This window comes from Acinetobacter sp. Li1LvA2 (genome assembly GCF_056156705.1).
In genome coordinates, this window is record NZ_JBSICF010000003.1 from 385306 (window position 1) to 406999 (window position 21694).

The 21694-nt window shown below is 39.4% G+C and carries 20 protein-coding genes and 1 pseudogene; 11 read left to right on the forward strand and 10 right to left on the reverse strand.

Annotated elements, in window-relative coordinates:
• The first annotated feature begins 8 nt into the window (after positions 1-8).
• Positions 9-1367, forward strand: a complete 1359-nt coding sequence (gene phoR / locus ACS604_RS09115) for a phosphate regulon sensor histidine kinase PhoR (protein WP_005300516.1) — start codon at positions 9-11, stop codon at positions 1365-1367.
• Positions 1368-1435: 68 nt separating this feature from the next.
• Here phoR and ACS604_RS09120 read toward each other — a convergent pair whose 3' ends face one another.
• Positions 1436-2632, reverse strand: a complete 1197-nt coding sequence (locus tag ACS604_RS09120) for an alpha/beta fold hydrolase (RefSeq protein ID WP_474771370.1) — start codon at positions 2630-2632, stop codon at positions 1436-1438.
• Between the two features lie 243 nt (positions 2633-2875).
• Between ACS604_RS09120 and ACS604_RS09125 the strand changes: the two genes are divergently transcribed.
• On the forward strand, positions 2876-3637 hold the full coding sequence (locus ACS604_RS09125; protein ID WP_474771372.1) for an AcfC family putative adhesin: 762 nt from the start codon (positions 2876-2878) through the stop codon (positions 3635-3637).
• A 72-nt stretch (positions 3638-3709) separates the two neighbouring features.
• On the opposite strand, the gene ACS604_RS09130 is transcribed toward ACS604_RS09125, so the two are convergent.
• The 5 genes from ACS604_RS09130 to pncB all read right to left on the reverse strand — a co-directional run bounded on the left by ACS604_RS09130 (position 3710) and on the right by pncB (position 8968).
• Complete coding sequence (locus ACS604_RS09130) at positions 3710-4129, reverse strand: hypothetical protein (RefSeq protein WP_474771374.1); 420 nt, start codon at positions 4127-4129, stop codon at positions 3710-3712.
• 129 nt (positions 4130-4258) lie between these two features.
• Positions 4259-5479, reverse strand: coding sequence for an acetamidase/formamidase family protein (locus ACS604_RS09135; protein ID WP_474771376.1), 1221 nt, complete (start codon positions 5477-5479; stop codon positions 4259-4261).
• 429 nt (positions 5480-5908) lie between these two features.
• Complete coding sequence (gene asd / locus ACS604_RS09140) at positions 5909-6760, reverse strand: archaetidylserine decarboxylase (RefSeq protein ID WP_004790127.1); 852 nt, start codon at positions 6758-6760, stop codon at positions 5909-5911.
• Complete coding sequence (locus tag ACS604_RS09145; RefSeq protein WP_474771457.1) at positions 6757-7605, reverse strand: sulfurtransferase; 849 nt, start codon at positions 7603-7605, stop codon at positions 6757-6759. Before ACS604_RS09145 ends, asd begins: the two co-directional genes overlap by 4 nt.
• A gap of 148 nt (positions 7606-7753) precedes the next feature.
• The gene (pncB, locus tag ACS604_RS09150; protein ID WP_474771378.1) at positions 7754-8968 is read right to left on the reverse strand and encodes a nicotinate phosphoribosyltransferase; all 1215 of its coding nucleotides are present in this window, start codon (positions 8966-8968) and stop codon (positions 7754-7756) included.
• A gap of 168 nt (positions 8969-9136) precedes the next feature.
• Between pncB and dtd the strand changes: the two genes are divergently transcribed.
• Complete coding sequence (gene dtd, locus ACS604_RS09155) at positions 9137-9580, forward strand: D-aminoacyl-tRNA deacylase (protein WP_005300497.1); 444 nt, start codon at positions 9137-9139, stop codon at positions 9578-9580.
• Between the two features lie 44 nt (positions 9581-9624).
• Here dtd and ACS604_RS09160 read toward each other — a convergent pair whose 3' ends face one another.
• The 3 genes from ACS604_RS09160 to serB all read right to left on the reverse strand — a co-directional run bounded on the left by ACS604_RS09160 (position 9625) and on the right by serB (position 12324).
• Entirely contained in the window at positions 9625-10104 is a 480-nt protein-coding gene (locus ACS604_RS09160) for an SCP-2 sterol transfer family protein (RefSeq protein WP_151963730.1), read from the reverse strand.
• Positions 10105-10355: 251 nt separating this feature from the next.
• Positions 10356-10691, reverse strand: a complete 336-nt coding sequence (gene aciT, locus ACS604_RS09165) for a ciprofloxacin tolerance protein AciT (RefSeq protein ID WP_004704819.1) — start codon at positions 10689-10691, stop codon at positions 10356-10358.
• A gap of 409 nt (positions 10692-11100) precedes the next feature.
• Positions 11101-12324 (reverse strand): phosphoserine phosphatase SerB, encoded by a 1224-nt coding sequence (gene serB, locus ACS604_RS09170; RefSeq protein WP_474771381.1) that lies wholly within the window; start codon positions 12322-12324, stop codon positions 11101-11103.
• Between the two features lie 59 nt (positions 12325-12383).
• Between serB and ACS604_RS09175 the strand changes: the two genes are divergently transcribed.
• The 8 genes from ACS604_RS09175 (at position 12384) to glmS (ending at position 20646) form a co-directional block, all read left to right on the forward strand.
• On the forward strand, positions 12384-13691 hold the full coding sequence (locus ACS604_RS09175) for a hypothetical protein (RefSeq protein WP_474771383.1): 1308 nt from the start codon (positions 12384-12386) through the stop codon (positions 13689-13691).
• Between the two features lie 239 nt (positions 13692-13930).
• Complete coding sequence (gene ribBA / locus ACS604_RS09180) at positions 13931-15052, forward strand: bifunctional 3,4-dihydroxy-2-butanone-4-phosphate synthase/GTP cyclohydrolase II (RefSeq protein ID WP_003654193.1); 1122 nt, start codon at positions 13931-13933, stop codon at positions 15050-15052.
• Positions 15053-15063: 11 nt separating this feature from the next.
• Entirely contained in the window at positions 15064-15534 is a 471-nt protein-coding gene (gene ribH, locus ACS604_RS09185; RefSeq protein WP_002119264.1) for a 6,7-dimethyl-8-ribityllumazine synthase, read from the forward strand.
• A 3-nt stretch (positions 15535-15537) separates the two neighbouring features.
• Entirely contained in the window at positions 15538-15987 is a 450-nt protein-coding gene (nusB, locus tag ACS604_RS09190; protein WP_004790142.1) for a transcription antitermination factor NusB, read from the forward strand.
• A gap of 16 nt (positions 15988-16003) precedes the next feature.
• Positions 16004-16921, forward strand: a complete 918-nt coding sequence (gene thiL / locus ACS604_RS09195) for a thiamine-phosphate kinase (RefSeq protein WP_312821320.1) — start codon at positions 16004-16006, stop codon at positions 16919-16921.
• The gene (locus ACS604_RS09200; RefSeq protein ID WP_474771387.1) at positions 16899-17414 is read left to right on the forward strand and encodes a phosphatidylglycerophosphatase A family protein; all 516 of its coding nucleotides are present in this window, start codon (positions 16899-16901) and stop codon (positions 17412-17414) included. Before thiL ends, ACS604_RS09200 begins: the two co-directional genes overlap by 23 nt.
• Positions 17415-17430: 16 nt before the next feature.
• A complete protein-coding gene (gene glmU, locus ACS604_RS09205; protein ID WP_474771389.1) occupies positions 17431-18795 on the forward strand; it encodes a bifunctional UDP-N-acetylglucosamine diphosphorylase/glucosamine-1-phosphate N-acetyltransferase GlmU in 1365 nt (454 codons plus the stop codon).
• A gap of 12 nt (positions 18796-18807) precedes the next feature.
• Positions 18808-20646, forward strand: coding sequence for a glutamine--fructose-6-phosphate transaminase (isomerizing) (gene glmS / locus ACS604_RS09210; protein ID WP_474771391.1), 1839 nt, complete (start codon positions 18808-18810; stop codon positions 20644-20646).
• 232 nt (positions 20647-20878) lie between these two features.
• On the opposite strand, the pseudogene ACS604_RS09215 reads toward glmS, so the two are convergent.
• A pseudogene (locus ACS604_RS09215) lies at positions 20879-21173 on the reverse strand (hypothetical protein).
• Positions 21174-21694 lie beyond the last annotated feature (521 nt).

A 21694-nucleotide genomic window follows, 5' to 3' on the forward strand; every position in this document is an offset into this window, starting at 1 on the left:
CAAGATTTATGTATGAACCCTACCCCGTCCCCGAACAGGTACGTGAACAAAAGCTTTCTCGCTACAGTAGTTTATGGACGTTTGCCAAACAAGATTTACGGCTCTTATTATTTTTTCTAATTATTGCCGGTTTAGTCGGTTTAGGCGTTGGGTATTTCTGGAGCTGTATTTTTATCGCCTTCGTGGTGTTTTTTACACTCCAGTTGCGTTCTTTATATCTGGTCAATGACTGGATTGCGAATAAACCTTATGACGTTCCTCCAAATCTTAATGGGATTTGGGGGGCATTATTATTTAATGTCTATCGCGCTCAGCGCCAAGAACGAATTGTACAGGCCGAAATGGTCGGTTTAATCGACCGTGCACAATCATCTTTGGTTGCGCTTGCTGAAGCCGTTGTTTTAATTGATGACCAACATCAAATCGAGTGGTGGAACCCTGCTGCCGAACGTTTGTTAGGAATCAGTCCTCTCGACCGCGGCCGAAATCTATTAACGATTTTACGTCAGCCAACCTTTATTGAATATTTTAACAATATTGATCAGGCACCCGATGGGATTAAGCTTCACTCAAATTTTGATGATGACCGATATGTACAGGTTAAACTCACAAGATTTGGTGGAGAAAGTCGCTTATTGGTGGCATACGATGTGACTCGTATGCACAACCTTGAACAAATGCGTAAAGACTTCGTCGATAATATTTCTCATGAACTTCGTACACCATTAACTGTACTGAGTGGTTATATCGAGACATTTACCGATCAGGAAGATATTAGTCCGCGCTGGAAACGTGCGTTTGATCAGATGCAGTCGCAAACCAAGCGTATGAATGCTTTGGTGAATGACTTACTACTATTATCGAATTTAGAAAATAATAAAAAAATTGCAAAGAATCAGATTATTGAAATGCCGAGTTTAATGAGTCAACTCTTTGACGATGCTCAGGCCTACAATGCCGATTATGGACACACGCTCAATTTACATATTGATAGCCACTGCGACCTGATTGGTTCTGACATGGAAATTGCTAGTGCATTTAGTAACTTAATTACCAATGCTATCAAGTACACACCTAAAGGTGGAACCATTACCATTGGCTGGCACGACGATGGTGAACATGCGTACTTTAGTGTACAAGACACAGGCATTGGGATTAACCCTAAACATTTACCACGACTAACTGAACGCTTCTATCGTGTTGACAGTGACCGTAGTCGTCAAACAGGTGGTACAGGTTTAGGTCTTGCGATTGTAAAACACGTGCTGATGCAACACGGCGCGTATTTAGATGTACAGTCTAAAGAAAATGAAGGATCAACATTTACCGCAGTTTTTCCGAAAGAAAGACTATATAACATGACCTAAAATTATCCTTTGTACATATAAAAAGCCGACTTATGAAAAGTCGGCTTTTTTGTATTAGTTAAACTAATTTACTTAAAATTAGAGCAATACGATTTGCTCTGGTTTTTCTCTATTACGTTTAAAAAGTTAGTGGCAAACGTATTGCTCTGGCGTAATGCATCGCGGTGATCTCCACCATCAATCGTTTGATATATAGTTGGTTTTTTTAATTTACATAGCTGCTGATAATAAGCAGATGTGCCTCTAGGGTCGACTAAATGATCTTTAGAACCTTGAACAATCATTAATGGCACGGTAGGCACCATATTTTCAATGGACTGTTGTTTTAGATAAGCCAAAAGAGGTTTTAAATCTGCATCAGTTCGAAATATGCTAGAAGGAGATTTCTTCAAATCAGATTGAAGTTCAGATAAACAACGACTGCGCGCTTGAGTCAGCACTGTGTTCATTTCTGGACTGACTAAATTCTCAGGAACAATACTTGGTTCTGCTGCTTGTGCTCCTAATAAAACAATCGGGAAAAATGCTGCCACACTTGGTTCTGGGTTTGGATTACTCTGCACATATTCTGCAATACCTTCATATTGATAGCCGCCTGGTGCAAGAGCGATTGCCCCTTTTAAATCCAGTTCAGGCGCATCTTTTTGACCATAAGCAGACACTGCAATTGCCGCAGCTCCGCCTTGACTGTGCCCCATCACCAACCACTGTTTATTAAAACTCTTAGGCTTGAGCATATGTAATGCCCGCACTGCATCAACCACCGTATGAAGCTGGCTCTTTGCATTCATGTAAGGATGCCCACCCGGTGTACCTAAACCCTGATAATCAGGTGCAACAACTGCATAGCCACGTGCAAGCCAACCATCTAAAGCTTTAGAAGCAACTTCTTGGTATGAATGAACGGGGCCGCCAACATAATCACCCGAAGGTGCACAAGTATCAGCAACTCCAGTCGTGCCATGCGCCCAAGCCAGTATCGGCCAACCATTTTTTGGCGGAGTGCCTTTTGGTAATAAAATAAAAGCGGATGCCACAATGGGCTCGCCCTTAATCCCTCGACTACGATAATTAACTAACAAACGCTGATCAGCATGAGGAAATAAATCTGTCACATCTTGCCGTTCTAGAGACAGTATTGAACCCGGTTTGTCGCTCACAATTTGCTTACCCAAATCTGTAATGGGAACAGCCATAGCAGAACCAGACACCAAACAAGCGCTGCTAAATAAAATTTTTAAAAAAGAATTACTTTTTTTAATCAAGGGATTACTCCTCTATTATTTACATTACATCTATTTAAATAATTAATTTATAAAATATAAATTACCATAAAATCTTCTATATTTATATTTAACTCAAAATAATTTACATTTATATATAAACACTTAAAATCTAATTAGAATATATTTTAAAGAAATGTATTATAAATATCGTTGCAAAAATTAATCCAATTTCAATAATAAAAAATATATGCTGATATTTTCTTAATTACTATAGCGATTAAAATGTCAAAACAATATAAATTTATACCCTATCTGATTTGTCTTATTCTCGGTTCTCTACCTATCCATAGTTTTGCAGACGTAGAAGTGTATGGTCCTGGTGGGCCAGCACCTGCCATGAAAGAAGCCGCCAAACAATTCAGCAATAAAACGGGGATAGCAGTCCATGTGACTTCTGGTCCAACTTCTCAATGGTATGACAAAGCGAAACTAGATGTGGATGTTATATATAGTGGTTCTGAAGCCATGATGTCTGATTTCGAAAATGCTTTTTCTGAGCAAATTATAAAAGACTCGGTGGAACCTTTATATTTACGCCCAGCAGCGATTTTAGTACGCAAAGGAAATCCTAAAAATATTAAAGGATTTAAAGATCTAGCTAAACCCAATATTAAAGTTTTAGTTACTCATGGTGCAGGTCAGGTAGGTATGTGGGAGGATATTGCGGGTAGAACTGGCAATATTCAATTAACCAAATCTGTTCGAAAAAATATTGCCACCTATGCAGCCAATACAGGTATTGCCAAGAAAAACTGGGAAGAAAATAGTAGCTATGATGCTTGGTTAGTTTTTAATATTTGGGGAGTTAGTAACCCAGATGTTGGACAAATTATACCTATTGAACCAGAGCTGGTTGTCTATCGTGATACAGATATTGCCTTAACCAAACATAGTTTAAAAGACGCTGAGGCTAAACGTTTTGTAGAGTTCTTATCGTCTCAGCAAGGTCATACTATTTTCAAAAAATATGGTTGGACAAAATAATTAGAAAAGGGAGCGTAGCTCCCTTTTCTTTTTTAAAATTATTCACTCTAGTTCACCTAGAATATATTCATTTCAAATTAAATATACTCCAACGGCATATAAACTTCCCAATATGAGACAAAAGGCTGAACTGATATACCAAAATAAATCACTATTACCGACAAATTTTGACTTTAACCATGGAAAAGCCAGACCACGGATAAGAAAAACCGCTGCAACAAGCGACAAAATAAGTTTAGTAAATGGTAATAGCTCTATTCCCTTTGCTGCAAAGAAAGCATAAGTAGCACATACCGTTAGAATTAATCCCACAGCTATAGCTGTAAAATTAGGATACCAATGCCCTCTTTCGACCATCTGAACAATACTTTTCCCGGCCCCTAAAAACCGAAAACCATTTACCCCCCAGAACACACAAACAAAATGAAGTAATGCGGCACAGAATGTTAATAATGCAGCAATATAAAGTAGAGCGTTCGGAAGTGAGTGCATTAGATTTTATACTAATAAATATGTGTGATATTTATTATACTCAATTATAAAATATATAAAACTTATTGATAGTTGAAATGAATTTAACTTGGTATTTAATATTTTAAATACCAAGCTTGGTTTACTTAATTATTTGCTCTCAAACTCTTTAAAATCAGCTTTTCTGATTTTTGCATGAATACCTTTGGTTTTATCTACAACTTGTGAAACTTCAAAATCAGTTGCGGCACTTAAATACGCATAAGCCGTTGCTTCATCAATACCGTATTCTTGGTTTAAGAAACGAATGGCTTCACGGGTAGACTTTTTCATCGCTTCATCTAGATCTTCATCAAGACCCGGTGTAATCCAAAACTCAGCATTTTCAGCTAAAGGTTGTTTTAGCTCTTTGCCCGGTATTTTATCTTTACCTGCTTTGAGCAAGGTAAATTTTAGTGTTGCGCGGGCTGAAGCTTCTAGTGCCGTTAATGCTACTTCACCATCCCCTTGCGCGAAATGGCTATCACCCGTATAGAATAATGCGCCTTTGACCTGAACAGGATAATAAGCTGTTGAACCTGCACCTAGTTCATTAATATCAATATTTCCACCATACATTGCAGGGGGTACAGAGTGAACAGGCTCAGAAGTATTGGCTGCTACCCCCATAATTCCCATAAAAGGATACAGCGGGAAACGTATTGATTTACCCGATTCTGTTTTTAATACACCTTCGTACTCACCTTTAGCATTTTTTTCAATTGGTGTGAAAATTGAGACATTTCCATAGCGTTCAGGATGCTCAGCCGATGCATTTTCTTGCTTTGCTTTTTTAGGAAATTCCCCCACTAACGCACCTTTACCATGTCGATTTGAAATAACACCGTAAGGTACACGCGGCTCAACTTTAAGTACCTCAACTTTCAAAATATCACCGGGCTGTGCGCCTTCAATTGCAACAGGACCTGTCACAATATGTGGCCCATCTTTATGAAAATCATGCTTTAAATTTGACTGCGTAATTGTTTTTGCATCTTCCAATATTTCATTAGATTTGACACCTTTCGATTGAAAGAACTTTTCAGCATTACGCCCTTGGTCTTCAAGCAAACCTTCATGAGAAACCGTATCAAATGTCACAACACTATCCGAAGGAACAGTAAGCACGGGTTTAGCATCCCGATTCGGTAAATAGCCCCATGTAATAGTATTTAAAGTAGATGGAACGTAATAATTACCTTTATATTCGCCACTTTGAAGTTGAGTAGGCTGTTTTGAAATTTGATTTAAAACTTTAAAATCATTGGCATGAGTGAGTGAAATACAAAGTACAGATAAAACCGAAGCTGTAAGGCGTTTAACTTTTAACATGATTTCAGAACCTAAAAAATATGAAAATTACAGTAAGGTCCTGAATAGTTAGCAAGCATTGTGCCAAGGCTAAAGGTTGTGCAATATCTAAAAAGCACATCATATTTATAAAATTAAATAATTTTTTTAGATTTAACAACTTATCTTCAAATAGAATTAAAATTACAACTTAAGTCTAACTTAAATATTTCTTTCTATTTTTATTTATTAATTTTCAATCATATTAATATTTTTGCTCTCTTCAGACACATATTTATGGACTAGCTTCTATAATGTCTTATTTCAGATCACTCAATAATAATTATATATTTATATAATATAAATATAAACACAGTTATATATTTTACTTTTATATAATTTAAATCAAAAAAATAAACCCTGAATAATTAAAGTCAGGGTTTACTTATCTTATAGGGGTTATATCATTTACTAAACTGTATGTCCCATGCGCTCGCCCATTACAACCACAGACTCAGCTTTAAAGCGTTGTTCCCATTCGATCTTATCTTTTTCAAATAAAATAACCGCAGTAGAACCTAAATAAAAACGTCCAAGCTCAGCACCTTTCTCTAGCTTTAATTGATGATGCTGTAATTCGATACGACCTGAAGGTTTCACTTTACCTGTTGCAACAGTTTCAATACCAGCAACAATCATTGCACCCACTAACACAACAGCCATACGGCCAAGTTCAGTATCAAACAAACACACCATGCGTTCATTACGGGCAAATAGTCCCGGTACATTTTCAGCAGTCACCTGATTTACCGAAAATAGCTCACCTGGTACATACAAAGTTTCAGTTAATGTACCTGCAAAAGGCATATGAACACGGTGGTAATCGCGTGGAGATAGATAGACTGTCGCAAACTCGCCTTCTTGAAACGGCTGAGCAAGTTGTGGGTCGCCAATGAGTTTCTCTACAGAAAAGCTTTGGCCTTTTGCTTGAAATACTTCACCCGCAGTGATCTTACCAATTTGAGAAATAGCACCATCAGCAGGTGACACAATACTATCTGCATTTTCGTCAACGAGACGCACGCCATCTTTTAAAGCACGAGTAAAAAAGTCATTAAAAGATTTATATTTTAGTGCATTGCCTTGTTCAGCAATCGATAGATCAATCCCATATTTGGTTTTAAATGCATGAATAACAGCAGTTTTCACAACTGGATTTTCACTCGCAGCAACTTTACCTACCACACGGCTTAATTGATGCTGTGGTACAAGGTTTTGTGCCTTAATAAATAATTCTTTTTTTAATCGAGATGTGAAACTCACGACGGTGATTCTCCAGTAATAATAGGACTATCGAGGCGATTGCCCCATTCACTCCACGCACCATCATAGGCTTTGGCTTCCCAGCCCAAGAGCCTAGCCAAAATATAGGCCAAACCGGAACGGTGATGTGACTGGCAGTACACAACTACAGGTTGATGTAAATCAAACCCCAGTTGTTCAAGGCGCTGCCGCGTGCGTTCAAGCGGATGCAATTTTAGATGATTTTCACGATTAAGTGCAGTACTCCATTCAAAATGGAGGGCATTTGGAATGTGACCGCCGCGTCGCGCCGCTAAACGGATCCCACTATATTCATCACTCGTGCGGCAATCCCACAATTGCACATTTTCTTGCTCAACTTGTTTGCGCAGCTCCTCATAGTTCACTCGGAACTGAGCAGCATGCGATAAATCAATCTGAATTAAGTCTGCAACAGGAGAAACTTTTTCGACTTCTGCTGTAGTTGGCAACCCTGCTCCTAACCATGCATGGATACCGCCATTAATTAAACTGGTACGAGTGAATCCTAAGCAATGCAAATTCCAGATTAAACGCCCAGCCCATGCTCCGCCTTCATCATCATAAACCACGACATGATGATTAGGTGAAATATTCAATTTTTCAATAAGTGCCTGTAAGCCCGCTTCATCTGGCAAAATGCCAGTAGCTTCTTCATCTTGAGCCACCAACCATTTCGGCTGTAAATGAATGGCATGAGGGACATGGAGTTGTTCATAAACCGATGCACGGCTCAAATCTACAACGCGAATATATTCATTGCCTAAATAAGGCACTAACTCTTCTGCTTCTATTAATAAATCGAGTTTAAAATCTGGAGGTGTCATCGTCATGGTTACTTTTTATACCAGCTTATTTCCAATCTTAGCATAAGCATATATCTAACAAACTCTGATTTTCTGCAACTCTTTAGCAGAAAATCAGATATCAGCATTCTCACTTTTAAAAATACAAAATAGAGAGACTATTTATTACTTAAACCACTTCTTCAAGTTCTTCGATTTCAAAAACCTGACGTAAATAAGCCAAGAAAGTATCGTTATCAGTCATGGTTTTACCGGGACTATCAGAGATTTTCGCAACCGACTGGCCATTACATTCAACAAGTTTCAACACAATATTGAGCGGCTTTTGTCCCATATCATTAGTCAAATTAGTTCCAATACCAAAACTCACCTGAAAACGATCTTTAAAGTATTGATGTAATTCCCATGCTTTTGGCAAATTAAGACCATCGCTAAAAGTCAGCATCTTAGTTTTGGTATCAATTTTTAATTTACGATAATGCGCATAGGCCTTATCCCCCCATTCGTAAGGGTCACCACTATCATGGCGTAAGCCATCAAATAGTTTCGCGAAGTACAAGTCAAAATCTCGCAGGAACGCATCCATACCAACAACGTCAGTTAGGGCAATTCCTAAGTCTCCACGATATTCTTGAACCCATGTCTCTAAAGCCGCTTTTTGAAAGTCACGCAGACGTACATCAAGGGCCTGAAAAGCTTGTAGGAATTCATGAGCCATGGTCCCAATTGGTGTAATGTTTAACTCTTTTGCGAGCAGGACATTACTTGTACCACGGAACACATTTGGCACTGTTTTATGAAAGGCTGCTACAACATGTTTTTGCCATACGAAGCTATAACGGCGACGTGTACCAAAATCAGAAACTAAGAATGGAGGATCATTCGGTTTTTGTGTTTTTTCAAATTCCTGAATCAATTCAAGCTTAGCCTTTAAACGGCGCTCGCCTTCAGCCCATACTTCATCGGTTTTGATACGACTAAAATAAAGTTCATTTACAATTGCCAATACAAAAATTTCAAACATCATGGCTTGGACCATCGGACCTTCAATATGAATATCCAAACGTCCTTCAGCATCGATGCTAGCTCGAATAAAGCGTCGCTTCAGTTGAAACAGTTCTAAATAATCGACAAAGTCACTTTTTATAAAGCGTAATTTACGTAAATATTGAAGCTCGTCTTCTTTATATTTAAGACTACACAAATAGTCGAGTTGCTCGTTTAAATCATCCAAAATATCTACTAGTGGATAGACAGTATCTTCTAAATTTCTACAGCGGAAATGGTAGACACTATGGGTTTGCGGGAATTTATGCAAAACCACTTGTAACATCGTAAATTTGTACAAGTCTGTATCTAGTAAAGAATGGATAATTGGAGACATAGTCAATGATTATTCGCTTGCTTCTTAGCATTAAAGCATATTTTTATAAATCAATTGCGAGCTTTTAGACCATTGTTGCAATTCCATGAAATTTCCTTTTAAAAATCATTTAATTTAAATTCTGCTAAACTAAACCAATTCAATTAATTGCAGAAATTTGCTTTAACTATGCGCGCTTTAATACAACGAGTTCTTGAAGCCAAAGTGGTGGTTGACGGTGAGACTACTGGTGAAATCCAACACGGACTACTGGTTTTTTTAGGCATTGGCCGTGATGACACTTTAGCAATTGGCCAGAAGCTTATTGATAAGATTTTGAAATATCGCATCTTTGATGACGAACAAGGCAAAATGGGTTGGAATGTCTCTCAAGCAAATGGAGGAATCCTGCTTGTTTCACAATTTACCCTGATGGCTCAAACGCAAAAAGGTTTACGTCCAGATTTTGGTCCAGCCATGCCACCAGCAGATGCCAAAGCGTTATATGAACAGTTGGTTGAATATGCCCATTCACAATTTGAAAAAGTTCAAACCGGCATTTTTGCAGCTGATATGAAGGTTCATCTCATTAATGATGGTCCGGTGACGTTCAATCTAGAAGTCGAAGCATAGATATAAAAAAAACTCCCATTTGGGAGTTTTTTTATATCTGGCGATTAGCGACCAGTTTTCTCTTTAATAAAAGCACGTGCTTGACGTACTTTCTCTTTAACTGGTTTTGGCAACTTAGGTGGAATGAGTCTAGCCACTTGGTTAAACCAAACAAGTAGGCTGAAGTCTCCTTCCATCTTAATACTGCCGTTTTGCATGCCTGTCATAAATGCAGTTGGGTCACCTTTAATCAAAGTTTTTACACCCTGTTCGCTATCTGCAAATTGCAAGATAAAGTCAGCTTTTTCAGCTGCGCCTGCAACAGTATCGATCTGTCCATTATTAATAATGATCTGACGTGCAACACCTAAGTCCGTACCAATCTGAATACGGAAAGCGCGGTCATGAATCAATTCAATAAACTTAGGGCTAGTACGTGCCAATTGCTTCATACGCAGCACTAAACCTGCTACCAATAAATCTAACGGGTCTGTACTGACATCAACGAGAGGTAACTTGACTACAGGTATAGAAGAAAGTTTCATGAACATTCACGCCTATTGTATTTTTATGAAAACTTTAGTGCAAAACTCAACAAGAACATACCATTGCTTGTGTTTTGTGCATCAACTGATAATTTTTAGCTGGCAACGCAATCTAGATGAAACGTCAACAGACGCGTCTATCGTAGCATAACTGGCTATTTTTTAATAAATGCTTTGTATAATAAAAATCACGTTTCGTAAATAAAAAAGGCATGCTGTGCATACCTTTTTACCGTTAGATAACAATTTAATTATCGGCTAGAACATTGCTGCTGATCATCTTCATATACTGGCGTGTGTTCTATATATTGGCGATTTGCCAAAGCCTTTTGTGCCTGTTTATCCTCACGTAACAAAACAAATGTAACCATTACCATCGCTAGACTTAGTGCAGTTAAATAACTATATGTGACTGGCATTTCAAAAGTGACTTGAACTCCAAAACGGACCACTTCCAATAGCCCCCAAAAGAACATCCCTGCAAGCATAAAACCAAGCCAACGACGGTAAGGAGAAAAGAAAACAGCAACAAGCGCGACAGCGATCAAGCTGAATCCGGCGATAGCGGCAAAATTCGCTGTTACCATAGAAACCTCCGTCTTAATGAAAACGTCTAAAAAGATTCGGTCTTAAAAACCCGACCTCATTCCAAAAACAACTTTAATTCATAATTTGTGTTGAAGCTTAGGATGCATTATGGATGTTTTTTTTTAGAAAAAAAGACCCGTTTTTTCTTAATGCGACATACTTTGTCGCAACATTCTTTTGTCATTACATTTTTGTAAAATTCAAAAAGTTCGATTCCCTATATGGCATCAATTCTGGCGTGTCATTACAAAAAAATATGCTGTTTTTAAGGACCAAAATAAGTTTTTTTCAGATTTTTTTATTGCCTTTTTTCTGTGCAAAATTCTGTCATAACTTGCTTGTTTTTATGACTATTCTGCATAAAAAAAGCGCTACTCTGAAGTAGCGCTTAAAGCTTAGCCTTGTAGATTAAGCACGGTTTAAATCTTTGTCATGCATACCCAATAAATACAGCACCCCATCTAAGCCTACACTTGAAATAGCCTGATTTGCATTTTGACGAACTAACGGTTTAGCGCGATAAGCTACACCTAAGCCTGCAATAGCAAGCATTGGCAAATCGTTTGCACCATCACCTACTGCCATCGCTTGCTCTAGAGAAATACCCATTTTATTTGCAAGTTCGCGTAATAACTCAGCTTTACGAGCGCCATCAACAATTGCGCCTTTTACTTCACCTGTTACGAAACCGTCTTGCACATCTAAGATGTTTGCATGAACTTCATCAATACCAAGTTTGCCTTGTAGATATTCAGCAAAATATTGGAATCCACCAGATAAAATTGCCGTTTTATAACCAAGCGCTTTTAAGGTCGAGATGAGACGCTCTGCACCTTCAGTAATAGTTAAACGCTCTGCAATTTTAGGTAAAACAGCAGCATCTAACCCTTTTAATAATGCAACACGAGCACGGAAGCTTTGCTGGAAATCAAGCTCACCTTGCATTGCTCTTTCAGTGATTTCAGCAACTTGTGCGCCTACCCCTGCTTCAATCGCTAACTCATCAATCACTTCTTGTTCAATGAGTGTTGAGTCCATATCAAAACAAACTAAACGGCGGTTACGTCGATAAGCGTTGTCTTCTTGAACGGCAACATCAATATTTAATTCGCTTGAAAGAAGTAAACATGCTGCACGCATAGCTTGAGCATCTAGAGTTGGGCCACTGCTTAAACCAAACTGTACACATGCACGACGTGGGAATACGCTATCCTTTTCAAAGTCGACACGGCCTGATAAACGGGTAACCGTTTCAATGTTAAAGCCTTGGCTAGACACAATTTGTGTAACGGCTTGTAAGTGTGCAGCAGTGAGTTCAGGGGCTAAAGCCGTGACGATATAACGAGTACGACCACCCTCAGTTACCCATTGATCGTATTCTGCGCCTGTGATTGGTTTAAAGCGCACTGTTAAGCCAATATCATGTGCTAAAATCAGAATTTCTTTCATTGCCAATGCAGTCGCAGTTTCATTATCGGAAGCGACTACAATGCCTAATGTAAGTTGATTATGAATAACAGCCTGACCTACATCCAGTATTTGCAATGAATGTACGGATAGTACTTGCATTAATCGGGTAAACTGGTTTGGTTGGTCTGGTCCTAAAAAGGATATAAGAATGATTTCTCGCATGAATTGACTCTAGTCTGAGTGACAACTATTGTAAGAATCATAATCGAATTTCAATATAATTGCCTTGGAAGTTTAACTTGATTGCGCCTAGACAAGGGCTATTTGCTAGCCTACTGATCGTTAGTTTTGCATTGCATACCTTTTTAATGGTGATTGCAACGACACACCAGCTTAATGAAAACCGTGCGAGTCAAGGTCAGCTCATGACTAGTCAACTCGTGGCCGACAGCTTATCTGAGCTAGAACCTGCCAATACGGTGTCTTTAGCTCTGATTGCCAATCGCTATGCGACCAATCCAAGCGTTGCGTCTATTCGCATTCTTGATGCCAACAAGCAAGTGCTGGCAACGAGTGGAATTTCAAAAACTCGCCAAGGTGAGGTTTTTGCTCGCGATGCTTTGCAAAACGAAAAGAAAGTAGGCTCTATCGAGGTTACGCTGATTCAGCCAAGTATTGGCGAAATTTTGCGCACACAATGGCTAGCAATCTTAGCATCTCTGTTTTTGCATGTTTTATTATGGCTTGCCTATCGCGCGATTGCTCGCCCAACCCGTAGCGAATACTTGGCACGCATTAATGAAGAAAACCGCTTGAAACATGAAATTCAGCAGTTAACTCAGGCGCTTGCATTAGAAAAACAAAATACGGTGACATTGGTTGCCCAAGCTCAGCAACAAGCTAAAGCTAAACCAGCGCTTCGCCCACAGCCAGAGAAAACTTCAGAGTCAGCTGATCAACATACTTTGGCACTCAATATCCAGTTTTATGACCCTAAACAATTATTAAGCAGTGTGAATCAATCGGTATCTGTTCCGTACTTTAAACTCTGTCAGCTCTTTTTAAATAAGAGTATTGAGTTATGCGTGAAGCATTACCAATTGAAGCTAACAGATATTGAAGTGGTAGATGAGTTTAATGCCGAGGGCGCGACACTCGCGATTTCAACCTCGCATACGCATGCCGTAGAGTGTTTACTCATGATTGGAACCGTATTCCAACTACTCTCAGACGTTTTATATAAACGTTACCGCGAAGATAAACGCTTTGCGCTGCAAACCCGTAGCGCAACGTGTAATGCTGTAGAAGCAATGCAAATTGATGCGAAAGAAGCTGCTCAACGTTTAGCACAGCATCTTCATGCGAAAGAATCTGCTTTATATCTTGAAAATGATCAACTCAAAGCAATTCAAGACAGCTATCAACTTGTGGCAATGCCAAACCCAAGCAATGTGATGACTCGTCATGCCTTTATGATCAATGGTATGAATGCAGAGTGTGCTGAACTTGCTCAAAATATTCGGACTGAAATTTTGATGGGGAAAAAATCAATCCCACAAAATGATAGTCCAAGCAGTGCAGCTTCATAAAAAATAACTGCGCATATCAGAACCTAGCCTTTTGGCTAGGTTTTTTTATTTAAATTCATTGTTTTTATTTTAAATTATTCCATTTTCTTATGATTTATTTGTATAAATAAAGCTGGATCTATTCTATCTCGATGCAAAGTTGGATAAATCAGAATCATAGGCAAATTTATCTAAACAGCGTAAACTATGCAAAATTTATTAAATAGAAATTGTCTAACGACAAAAAAAGGTGAGAGCGAATGCCGCTGAGTCGTGTTGAAGATCTTGTCGCCGATATTCGTGCAGGCAAAATGGTTATCTTGATGGATGACGAAGATCGCGAAAATGAAGGTGATCTTGTCATTGCAGCAACGCATGTTCGTCCTGAAGATATTAACTTCATGATTACCCATGCACGTGGTCTAGTTTGCTTAACGTTAAGCCGTGAGCGCTGTAAGCAGTTAAATCTTCCGTTGATGGTTGACCAAAACGGTGCTCAGCATAGTACAAACTTTACCTTATCAATCGAAGCCGCTGAAGGTATTACGACTGGTATTTCAGCAGCAGAGCGTGCACATACAATTCAAGCTGCTGTCGCAGCGCATGCAAAGCCAAGTGATATTGTACAACCGGGCCATATCTTCCCGTTAATGGCACAGCCAGGCGGTGTTCTACACCGTGCGGGTCATACCGAAGCGGGCTGTGATTTAACACGCTTAGCAGGTCTTGAACCAGCGTCTGTCATTTGTGAAATCATCAATGAAGATGGCACAATGGCACGCCGTGCAGATTTAGAAATTTTTGCCGAGAAGCATGGCTTAAAAATTGGTACAATTGCGGACTTGATTCACTACCGCATGACCAATGAGCAAACGGTTGAACGTCTGGATCAAAAAACCATTCAAACAGAATATGGTTCATTTGAACTCTATCGTTATCGTGAGATTGGTAACCCAGACATCCATTTGGCTTTAGTCAAAGGCGAGCCAAAAGAAGGTGTTACAACAGTACGTGTACATGGTTTCAGTCCAATTCGCGATTTACTTAAGCTAAATAAAGCTGATGGTGAACCTGCGTGGAATCTAGACCGTGCACTACAGACAATTGCAGCGAGTGATCGCGGTGTTTTAGTCTGGATCGGGCAAGATCATTTGCAAGACTTGGGACCAGCGCTGGATGATTTAAACAAGCCGAAACCGGTGAAATCCAATGCAGCACTTTCACATCAATATCAAACCATTGGTGTAGGCGCTCAAATTTTGCGTGACTTAGGTGTTGAAAAAATGAAGCTTCTTAGCTCACCATTACGTTTCAATGCTTTATCTGGCTTTAATTTAGAAGTAGTGGAATATGTCACTGCTGATCAAATCACAACGAAATAATCGAGGTTGCTATGGCAATTCGCCGTATTGAAGGTTTATTACATCTCGCAAGCGAAGGTCGTTATGCGATTTTAGTGGGTCGTTTCAACAGTTTTGTTGTTGAACACTTATTGGATGGTGCAATCGACACATTAAAACGTCATGGTGTAAATGAAGATAACATTACTGTTATTCATGCTCCTGGCGCATGGGAACTCCCGATTGTTGCTAAAAAATTAGCTACATCAAATCAATTTGATGCAATCATCGCACTTGGCGCAGTTATTCGTGGTAGCACACCACACTTTGACTTCGTAGCTGGTGAATGTGCAAAAGGTTTAGGTGTAGTTGCGTTAGAAAGCAGCTTGCCTGTCATCAATGGTGTATTAACTACTGATAGCATCGAGCAAGCCATCGAACGTTCAGGTACAAAAGCAGGAAACAAAGGTAGCGAAGCTGCTTTAACTGCAATTGAAATGGTTAATTTATTAAAGGCAATTTAAAGCATGTCTCAAACACTGCAAGCCGCTTATGCAGCAAAACGCAAAGCACGTCGTTTTGCTGTACAAGGTATTTATGAGTGGCAAATGAGTCACAATCCTGTACATGAAATAGAAGCACGTACTCGTGCTGAAAATGCGATGCACAAGGTAGACTTAAATTACTATCACGAACTATTAACGCAAGTGATTGCACTGCGCGACGATCTTGATGCATTACTCATTCCGGTACTTGACCGTGAACTTAGTGCACTTGATGGCGTTGAACTCGCAACCTTACGTTTAGGTGCTTATGAGTTACGTGATCATTTAGAAGTACCTTATCGTGTAGTTCTTGATGAAGCCATTGAACTCGCCAAACACTTTGGTGGAGCAGATAGCCATAAATACATTAATGGCGTTTTAGATCGTTTAAGTTCAACACTACGTAGTGCTGAAAAACAACAAGCAAACTAATAGGTTTGAAGTTGATATGGCTGAGTTTTCTATTATTGACCAATACTTTAACAGACAATCTTATACAGATGTCACCTTAGGTATTGGAGATGACTCAGCCTTAGTCACCCCTCCTCAAAATCAACAATTGGTGATCTGTGCAGATACGCTAGTTGCTGGTCGTCACTTTCCTCTTAATACCTCAGCGCATGCAATTGGCTGGAAAAGTGTGGCTGTCAATCTTTCAGATATTGCTGCCATGGGTGCTAAACCGCATAGTATTTTACTTGCGTTAAGCTTACCTACCATTGACCATGAATGGCTCGAAGGATTCAGTCAGGGAATCTATGACTGCTGTAATCAATTTGGCGTTGCTCTCATTGGTGGAGATACGACCCAAGGTCCACATCTCACCATTACCGTTACAGCAATGGGTTGGATTGAAGCCGGACAAGCTGTATTACGTTCGGGCGCAAATGTCGGTGACTATGTTTGTGTAAGCGGTCAAGTTGGAGATGCAGCTTATGGTCTACAACACCTAGGTCATCCATTACAAAAAAGACTAGACTACCCGACGCCACGTTGTCAGCTTGGACAACAGTTAAAGGGTCTTGCTTCTAGCATGATTGATATTTCTGATGGATTAGCACAAGATTTAGGTCATATTTTAAAAGCGTCAAAAGTCGGTGCCCGATTATTTTTAGAAAAGTTACCGATTGATTCAACGCTAGAGAAACTACCAGAACAGCAGCGTTGGCAATATGCGCTAGCTGGTGGTGATGACTACGAATTATGTTTTACAATAACACCGCAAAATTATGAAAAACTTTTGCAAAAACAACTAGACATTAAGATTACAATGATCGGACAGATCGTTGAGCAAACACAACTAACTTTTGAGCATTTGGGTTCGGATTACCCATTGCAAATTCATGGATACCAACACTTTGCATAAGCCGCCGATTCATTTTAAAGACATGTCTTGGTTCAACCGCTGCATCGTTTTCTGTGGAGTTGGTTTCGGATCTGGTCTCGCACCTAAAGCTCCCGGTACTTTTGGCTCTGCCTTTGCCCTACTCTTCGTTCCAATCTGGTTATCGCTTGGCTTTCACTTAAGCTTGATCGCTATCCTCATCATGTCCTTGGTCGGGATCTATATCTGTGGTCAAACAGCAAAAGTCATAAATGTACACGATGATGGTCGAATTGTGTGGGATGAATTTGCAGGGCAATCTATAACCTTTCTTCCTCTCATTTACTTACAACAAATGAACTGGATGTGGGTGATCGTCGGCTTCATATTATTTCGAATTTTCGATGTTTGGAAACCTTGGCCTATACGTGTTATTGATCGTCAAGTGCATGGTGGTTTTGGTATTATGCTTGACGATATTATTGCCGGTGTATGGGCTGCTCTTTGTACACTAATTATTATCCATTTGAGTTAAATCATTAGAGTTATACATGTCAACTACCGTCATTATTCTTGCTGCTGGCAAAGGAACGCGTATGCGTTCTCAGCTTCCTAAAGTATTACAACCTTTAGCGGGTCGCCCACTATTAGGGCATGTCATTGAAACAGCAAAACAATTACAAGCTAAAAATATTATTACGATTTATGGTCATGGTGGTGACCGCGTACAACAAACATTTGCCCAAGAAAATGTTCAATGGGTTGAGCAAGCAGAACAACTTGGTACAGGTCATGCAGTACAAATGACCTTGCCTGTACTTCCTAAAGAAGGTGTTTCACTGATTTTATCAGGCGATGTGCCATGTATTAATGCAAATACGCTACAAAAATTATTAGATGCATCGACTCAGACAGGAATTGGCTTAGTTACGCTCACTGTAGATGATGCAACAGGTTATGGCCGTATTGTGCGCCAAGATGGCAAAATTCAAGCCATTGTTGAACATAAAGATGCAAACGAAGCACAACGCAAAATTAAAGAGTTCAATACAGGTATTTACTGTGTTAGCAACGCAAAACTTCATGAGTGGTTGCCTAAACTTTCAAATGAAAATGCACAGGGTGAATATTACCTAACTGACATCGTTGCAATGGCAATTGCAGATGGCTTAGAAGTTGCCTCTGTTGAACCAGAGCTTGCTTTTGAAGTTGAAGGTGTTAATGACCGCTTACAACTTGCAGCTTTAGAACGCCAGTTCCAGCAAGAACAAGTTAAAAAGCTAATGCAGCAAGGTGTAATGTTCTTTGACCCTGCACGTTTTGATTTACGTGGCTCTGTAAAAGTTGGACAAGACGTTCGTATTGACATCAATGTTATTATTGAAGGTGAATGTGAGCTTGGTGATTTTGTAGAAATCGGCGCTGGCTGTATTCTAAAGAACACCAAAATTGCAGCAGGCACCAAAGTTCAAGCCTATAGCGTTTTTGATGGCGCAGTTGTGGGTGAAAATGCTCAGATTGGACCATTTGCACGCTTACGCCCAGGGGCTAAATTGGCAAATGAAGTGCATATTGGCAACTTTGTGGAAGTTAAAAACACAACGATTGGATTGGGTAGTAAAGCTAATCATTTCACCTATTTAGGTGATGCAGAAATCGGTGCTGAATCGAATATTGGGGCAGGTACTATTACTTGTAATTATGACGGTGCAAATAAACACAAAACCACTATTGGCGATGCCGTTTTTATCGGTTCTAATAGCTCGCTGGTTGCCCCGGTGACCATTGGGAATGGCGCAACAGTTGGTGCGGGTTCTGTGATTACGAAAGATGTAGCCGAACAAAGTCTCTCCTTTGAACGTGCGCAACAAATTTCAAAAGCAAATTATCAACGTCCCCAAAAGGTTAAAAAATAAGAGGATTGAAGTATGTGTGGTATCGTCGGAGGCGTTGCAGAGCGTTGTGTAACCGAAATTTTAATTGAAGGTTTAAAACGTCTTGAATACCGTGGTTATGATTCTGCGGGTGTTGCTTTACTAAATAATCAACAAATTTTACGTGAGCGCCGTGTAGGTAAAGTCATCAATCTTGCAGATGCAGTTGCTGAACACCAACTTACAGGGGCTATCGGCATTGCGCATACACGTTGGGCGACCCATGGTAAGCCAACTGAAAATAATGCTCACCCACACATGTCTGGTAAGGTTGCTGTTGTACATAACGGCATCATTGAGAACTACCAAGAGCTAAAAGATGACCTTCAAGCGTTAGGTTATGTTTTTACTTCTCAAACAGATACTGAAGTTGTTGCACACTTAGTTGCTGAAGCTCTAAAAAGCACAGATAGCCTTTTAGATGCTGTTGAAACTGTTGTACCTCAGCTTAAAGGTGCTTACGCGCTAGGTATTATCCACAGCGATTATCCAGATGAACTCATTACTGTACGTGAAGGTTCACCTTTAGTGATTGGCGTAGGTATTGGTGAAAACTTTATTAGTTCAGACCAACTTGCACTTTTACCAGTGACAAACCGCTTTATGTACCTAGAAGAAGGTGATATTGCACGTCTTACACGTACTTCAATTGAAGTATTTGCAAATGGCGAACGCGTTGAACGTCCGGTAAGAGAGCTTGATGCAACCGTAAGCAGTGCATCAAAAGGTGAATACAAACACTACATGCTCAAAGAAATTTATGAGCAACCAGAAGCAATCAAACAAACAATTTCTCAAGCGCTTGATGGCAATAGCTTACGTGATGATTTCTTGAAAAATGCTGATGCAGATTTCAACAAAATTCAAAGCGTACAAATCATTGCTTGTGGTACAAGTTACCACTCAGGAATGATTGCGAAATATTGGTTTGAACAACTGATTGGCGTGCCTTGCCAAGTTGAAATTGCGAGTGAATTCCGCTATCGCACCCCTGTAATTGTTGAAAATACACTTTATATTTGTATTTCACAGTCAGGTGAAACAGCCGATACATTAGCTGCACTACGTGAAACTCAAAAACGTGCGAAAGCAAACAATATCGATATTCAGACTTTGACTATCTGTAACGTTGCTACGTCTTCAATGGTTCGTGAAACTGATCATCATTTATTGACTCTTGCTGGTCCTGAAATTGGTGTTGCTTCAACTAAAGCGTTCACGACTCAGCTCGCTGCGCTTATGCTGTTAATCTTGAAAATTGGTCAAGTGAAACAACGTATTAGCCCTGCTCTTCTTGAAGAAATTACACGTGAACTATGGCACAGCCCGAAAGTTATCCTTGATACACTTAAACATGATCCAGCAATTTTGCGTTTGTCTGAATTATTCGTTGAAAAAAATCACTGCTTATTCTTAGGCCGTGGTACGAATTATCCAATCGCATTGGAAGGCGCATTAAAGCTAAAAGAAATTTCATATATTCATGCAGAAGGCTATGCAGCTGGTGAGTTAAAACACGGCCCATTAGCACTCGTTGATAGTGAAATGCCGATCGTGATTCTTGCTCCAAATGATGAAATGCTTGATAAGCTCAAATCAAATATGGAAGAAGTTCAGGCACGTGGTGGTGAATTATTCGTTTTCGCCGATGAAAATAGCGGAATCAATGAAAAAGATCGTCAACACGTTGTACATATTCCAGCAGTAAACGAATGGCTAGCTCCAATTGTTTATAGCGTACCAGTTCAGTTGTTGTCTTATCACGTTGCTGTATTACGTGGTACAGACGTTGACCAGCCACGTAACTTGGCGAAATCAGTAACTGTAGAATAATAATCAGACATGCTATCTATGCCATAAAGCGTGTAGATTGCTTCTGTTGATTAGAAAGCCCGATATGCATTAATTGCCTATCGGGCTTTTTTATTGCGTTCATATCGCTACACAAGCGCTTTTACGTGAAAGAAAATAGAGAACACTCCCCTAGGTCCCCGTGTCACAACGGACTTTTACTTTTGCGCTGATTTAAAGTTTGAGAGATCATTGCGACACAGAGATAAAGGAGCTAAGCGAACTTAGCCCATTTCAGTTTTTTCGCAGCGTTGAATGCTGCTAAACAAGTTAGGGGCAAAGTCCTGTGGGAGAACAGGACTTTGCAAACTGGTGTGTTTTAAACGTTGTACGGTTTGAAGTGAATACACCTGCGCAAGCTGTTGGCAAATACAATTGCAACTGGCTTGCATGTGCTCACCTGACAAGCAAATTCTTTTAAATTCCTGCTGAGCATTGGCGTCATCATTTGTAATACCGTAAGCACCGACCACAAGGTTTAAAAACAATATAAATTTATGAAGTTTCATATTATTCTCATGATTATTTATATCTTTAAATAAAACAAAAATATTATTCGCTTAAATATTAAAATAATTTTTTAAATAATAATTAATCCTCCCATATAAATAGGAAAATAAAATAATTAAGATTTTAAAATAAAAATAATTTATAAATTTAAAATATCAGGTAGCAAAAACCCAAATTTTAAATAAATAAAATAGTTAAATAAGAGAGAAAATGAGTTTGAATAATGGCATGGCCAACTCCTTAAAAATGGAGTCCTACCACCAAATCACCGTCAATTGATTAGGGTGGCAGAACGAAAGAGGGTTAGCAGACTGACCTAGCGACCAGCACGCGCGAACGCGTCCCCCTTCCGCCCTACCATAGAGAAAAAGGGGGCACAAAGGTTCCACATGGGAAATACTCAGAAAGTATAACCCATTCGCTAGGATACGGTCTGCTAAAACCGACTGGCAATGTAGGCCAGCAACGAAATATTAATCGGTATAATAAAGAACGTCAATTTATTTTAATGAAAAAGTTT

Bases quoted from the DNA above. Each gene is read 5' to 3' on its own strand.
- ACS604_RS09200 (WP_474771387.1), top strand. From the start codon at position 16,899: ATGGATACCAACACTTTGCATAAGCCGCCGATTCATTTTAAAGACATG.
- ACS604_RS09125 (WP_474771372.1), top strand. From the start codon at position 2,876: ATGTCAAAACAATATAAATTTATACCCTATCTGATTTGTCTTATTCTC.
- glmU (WP_474771389.1), top strand. From the start codon at position 17,431: ATGTCAACTACCGTCATTATTCTTGCTGCTGGCAAAGGAACGCGTATG.
- ACS604_RS09135 (WP_474771376.1), bottom strand. From the start codon at position 5,479: ATGTTAAAAGTTAAACGCCTTACAGCTTCGGTTTTATCTGTACTTTGT.
- glmS (WP_474771391.1), top strand. From the start codon at position 18,808: ATGTGTGGTATCGTCGGAGGCGTTGCAGAGCGTTGTGTAACCGAAATT.
- aciT (WP_004704819.1), bottom strand. From the start codon at position 10,691: ATGGTAACAGCGAATTTTGCCGCTATCGCCGGATTCAGCTTGATCGCT.
- ACS604_RS09160 (WP_151963730.1), bottom strand. From the start codon at position 10,104: ATGAAACTTTCTTCTATACCTGTAGTCAAGTTACCTCTCGTTGATGTC.
- pncB (WP_474771378.1), bottom strand. From the start codon at position 8,968: ATGTCTCCAATTATCCATTCTTTACTAGATACAGACTTGTACAAATTT.
- thiL (WP_312821320.1), top strand. From the start codon at position 16,004: ATGGCTGAGTTTTCTATTATTGACCAATACTTTAACAGACAATCTTAT.
- serB (WP_474771381.1), bottom strand. From the start codon at position 12,324: ATGCGAGAAATCATTCTTATATCCTTTTTAGGACCAGACCAACCAAAC.
- ACS604_RS09130 (WP_474771374.1), bottom strand. From the start codon at position 4,129: ATGCACTCACTTCCGAACGCTCTACTTTATATTGCTGCATTATTAACA.
- nusB (WP_004790142.1), top strand. From the start codon at position 15,538: ATGTCTCAAACACTGCAAGCCGCTTATGCAGCAAAACGCAAAGCACGT.
- ribBA (WP_003654193.1), top strand. From the start codon at position 13,931: ATGCCGCTGAGTCGTGTTGAAGATCTTGTCGCCGATATTCGTGCAGGC.
- ribH (WP_002119264.1), top strand. From the start codon at position 15,064: ATGGCAATTCGCCGTATTGAAGGTTTATTACATCTCGCAAGCGAAGGT.
- dtd (WP_005300497.1), top strand. From the start codon at position 9,137: ATGCGCGCTTTAATACAACGAGTTCTTGAAGCCAAAGTGGTGGTTGAC.
- ACS604_RS09145 (WP_474771457.1), bottom strand. From the start codon at position 7,605: ATGACACCTCCAGATTTTAAACTCGATTTATTAATAGAAGCAGAAGAG.
- phoR (WP_005300516.1), top strand. From the start codon at position 9: ATGTATGAACCCTACCCCGTCCCCGAACAGGTACGTGAACAAAAGCTT.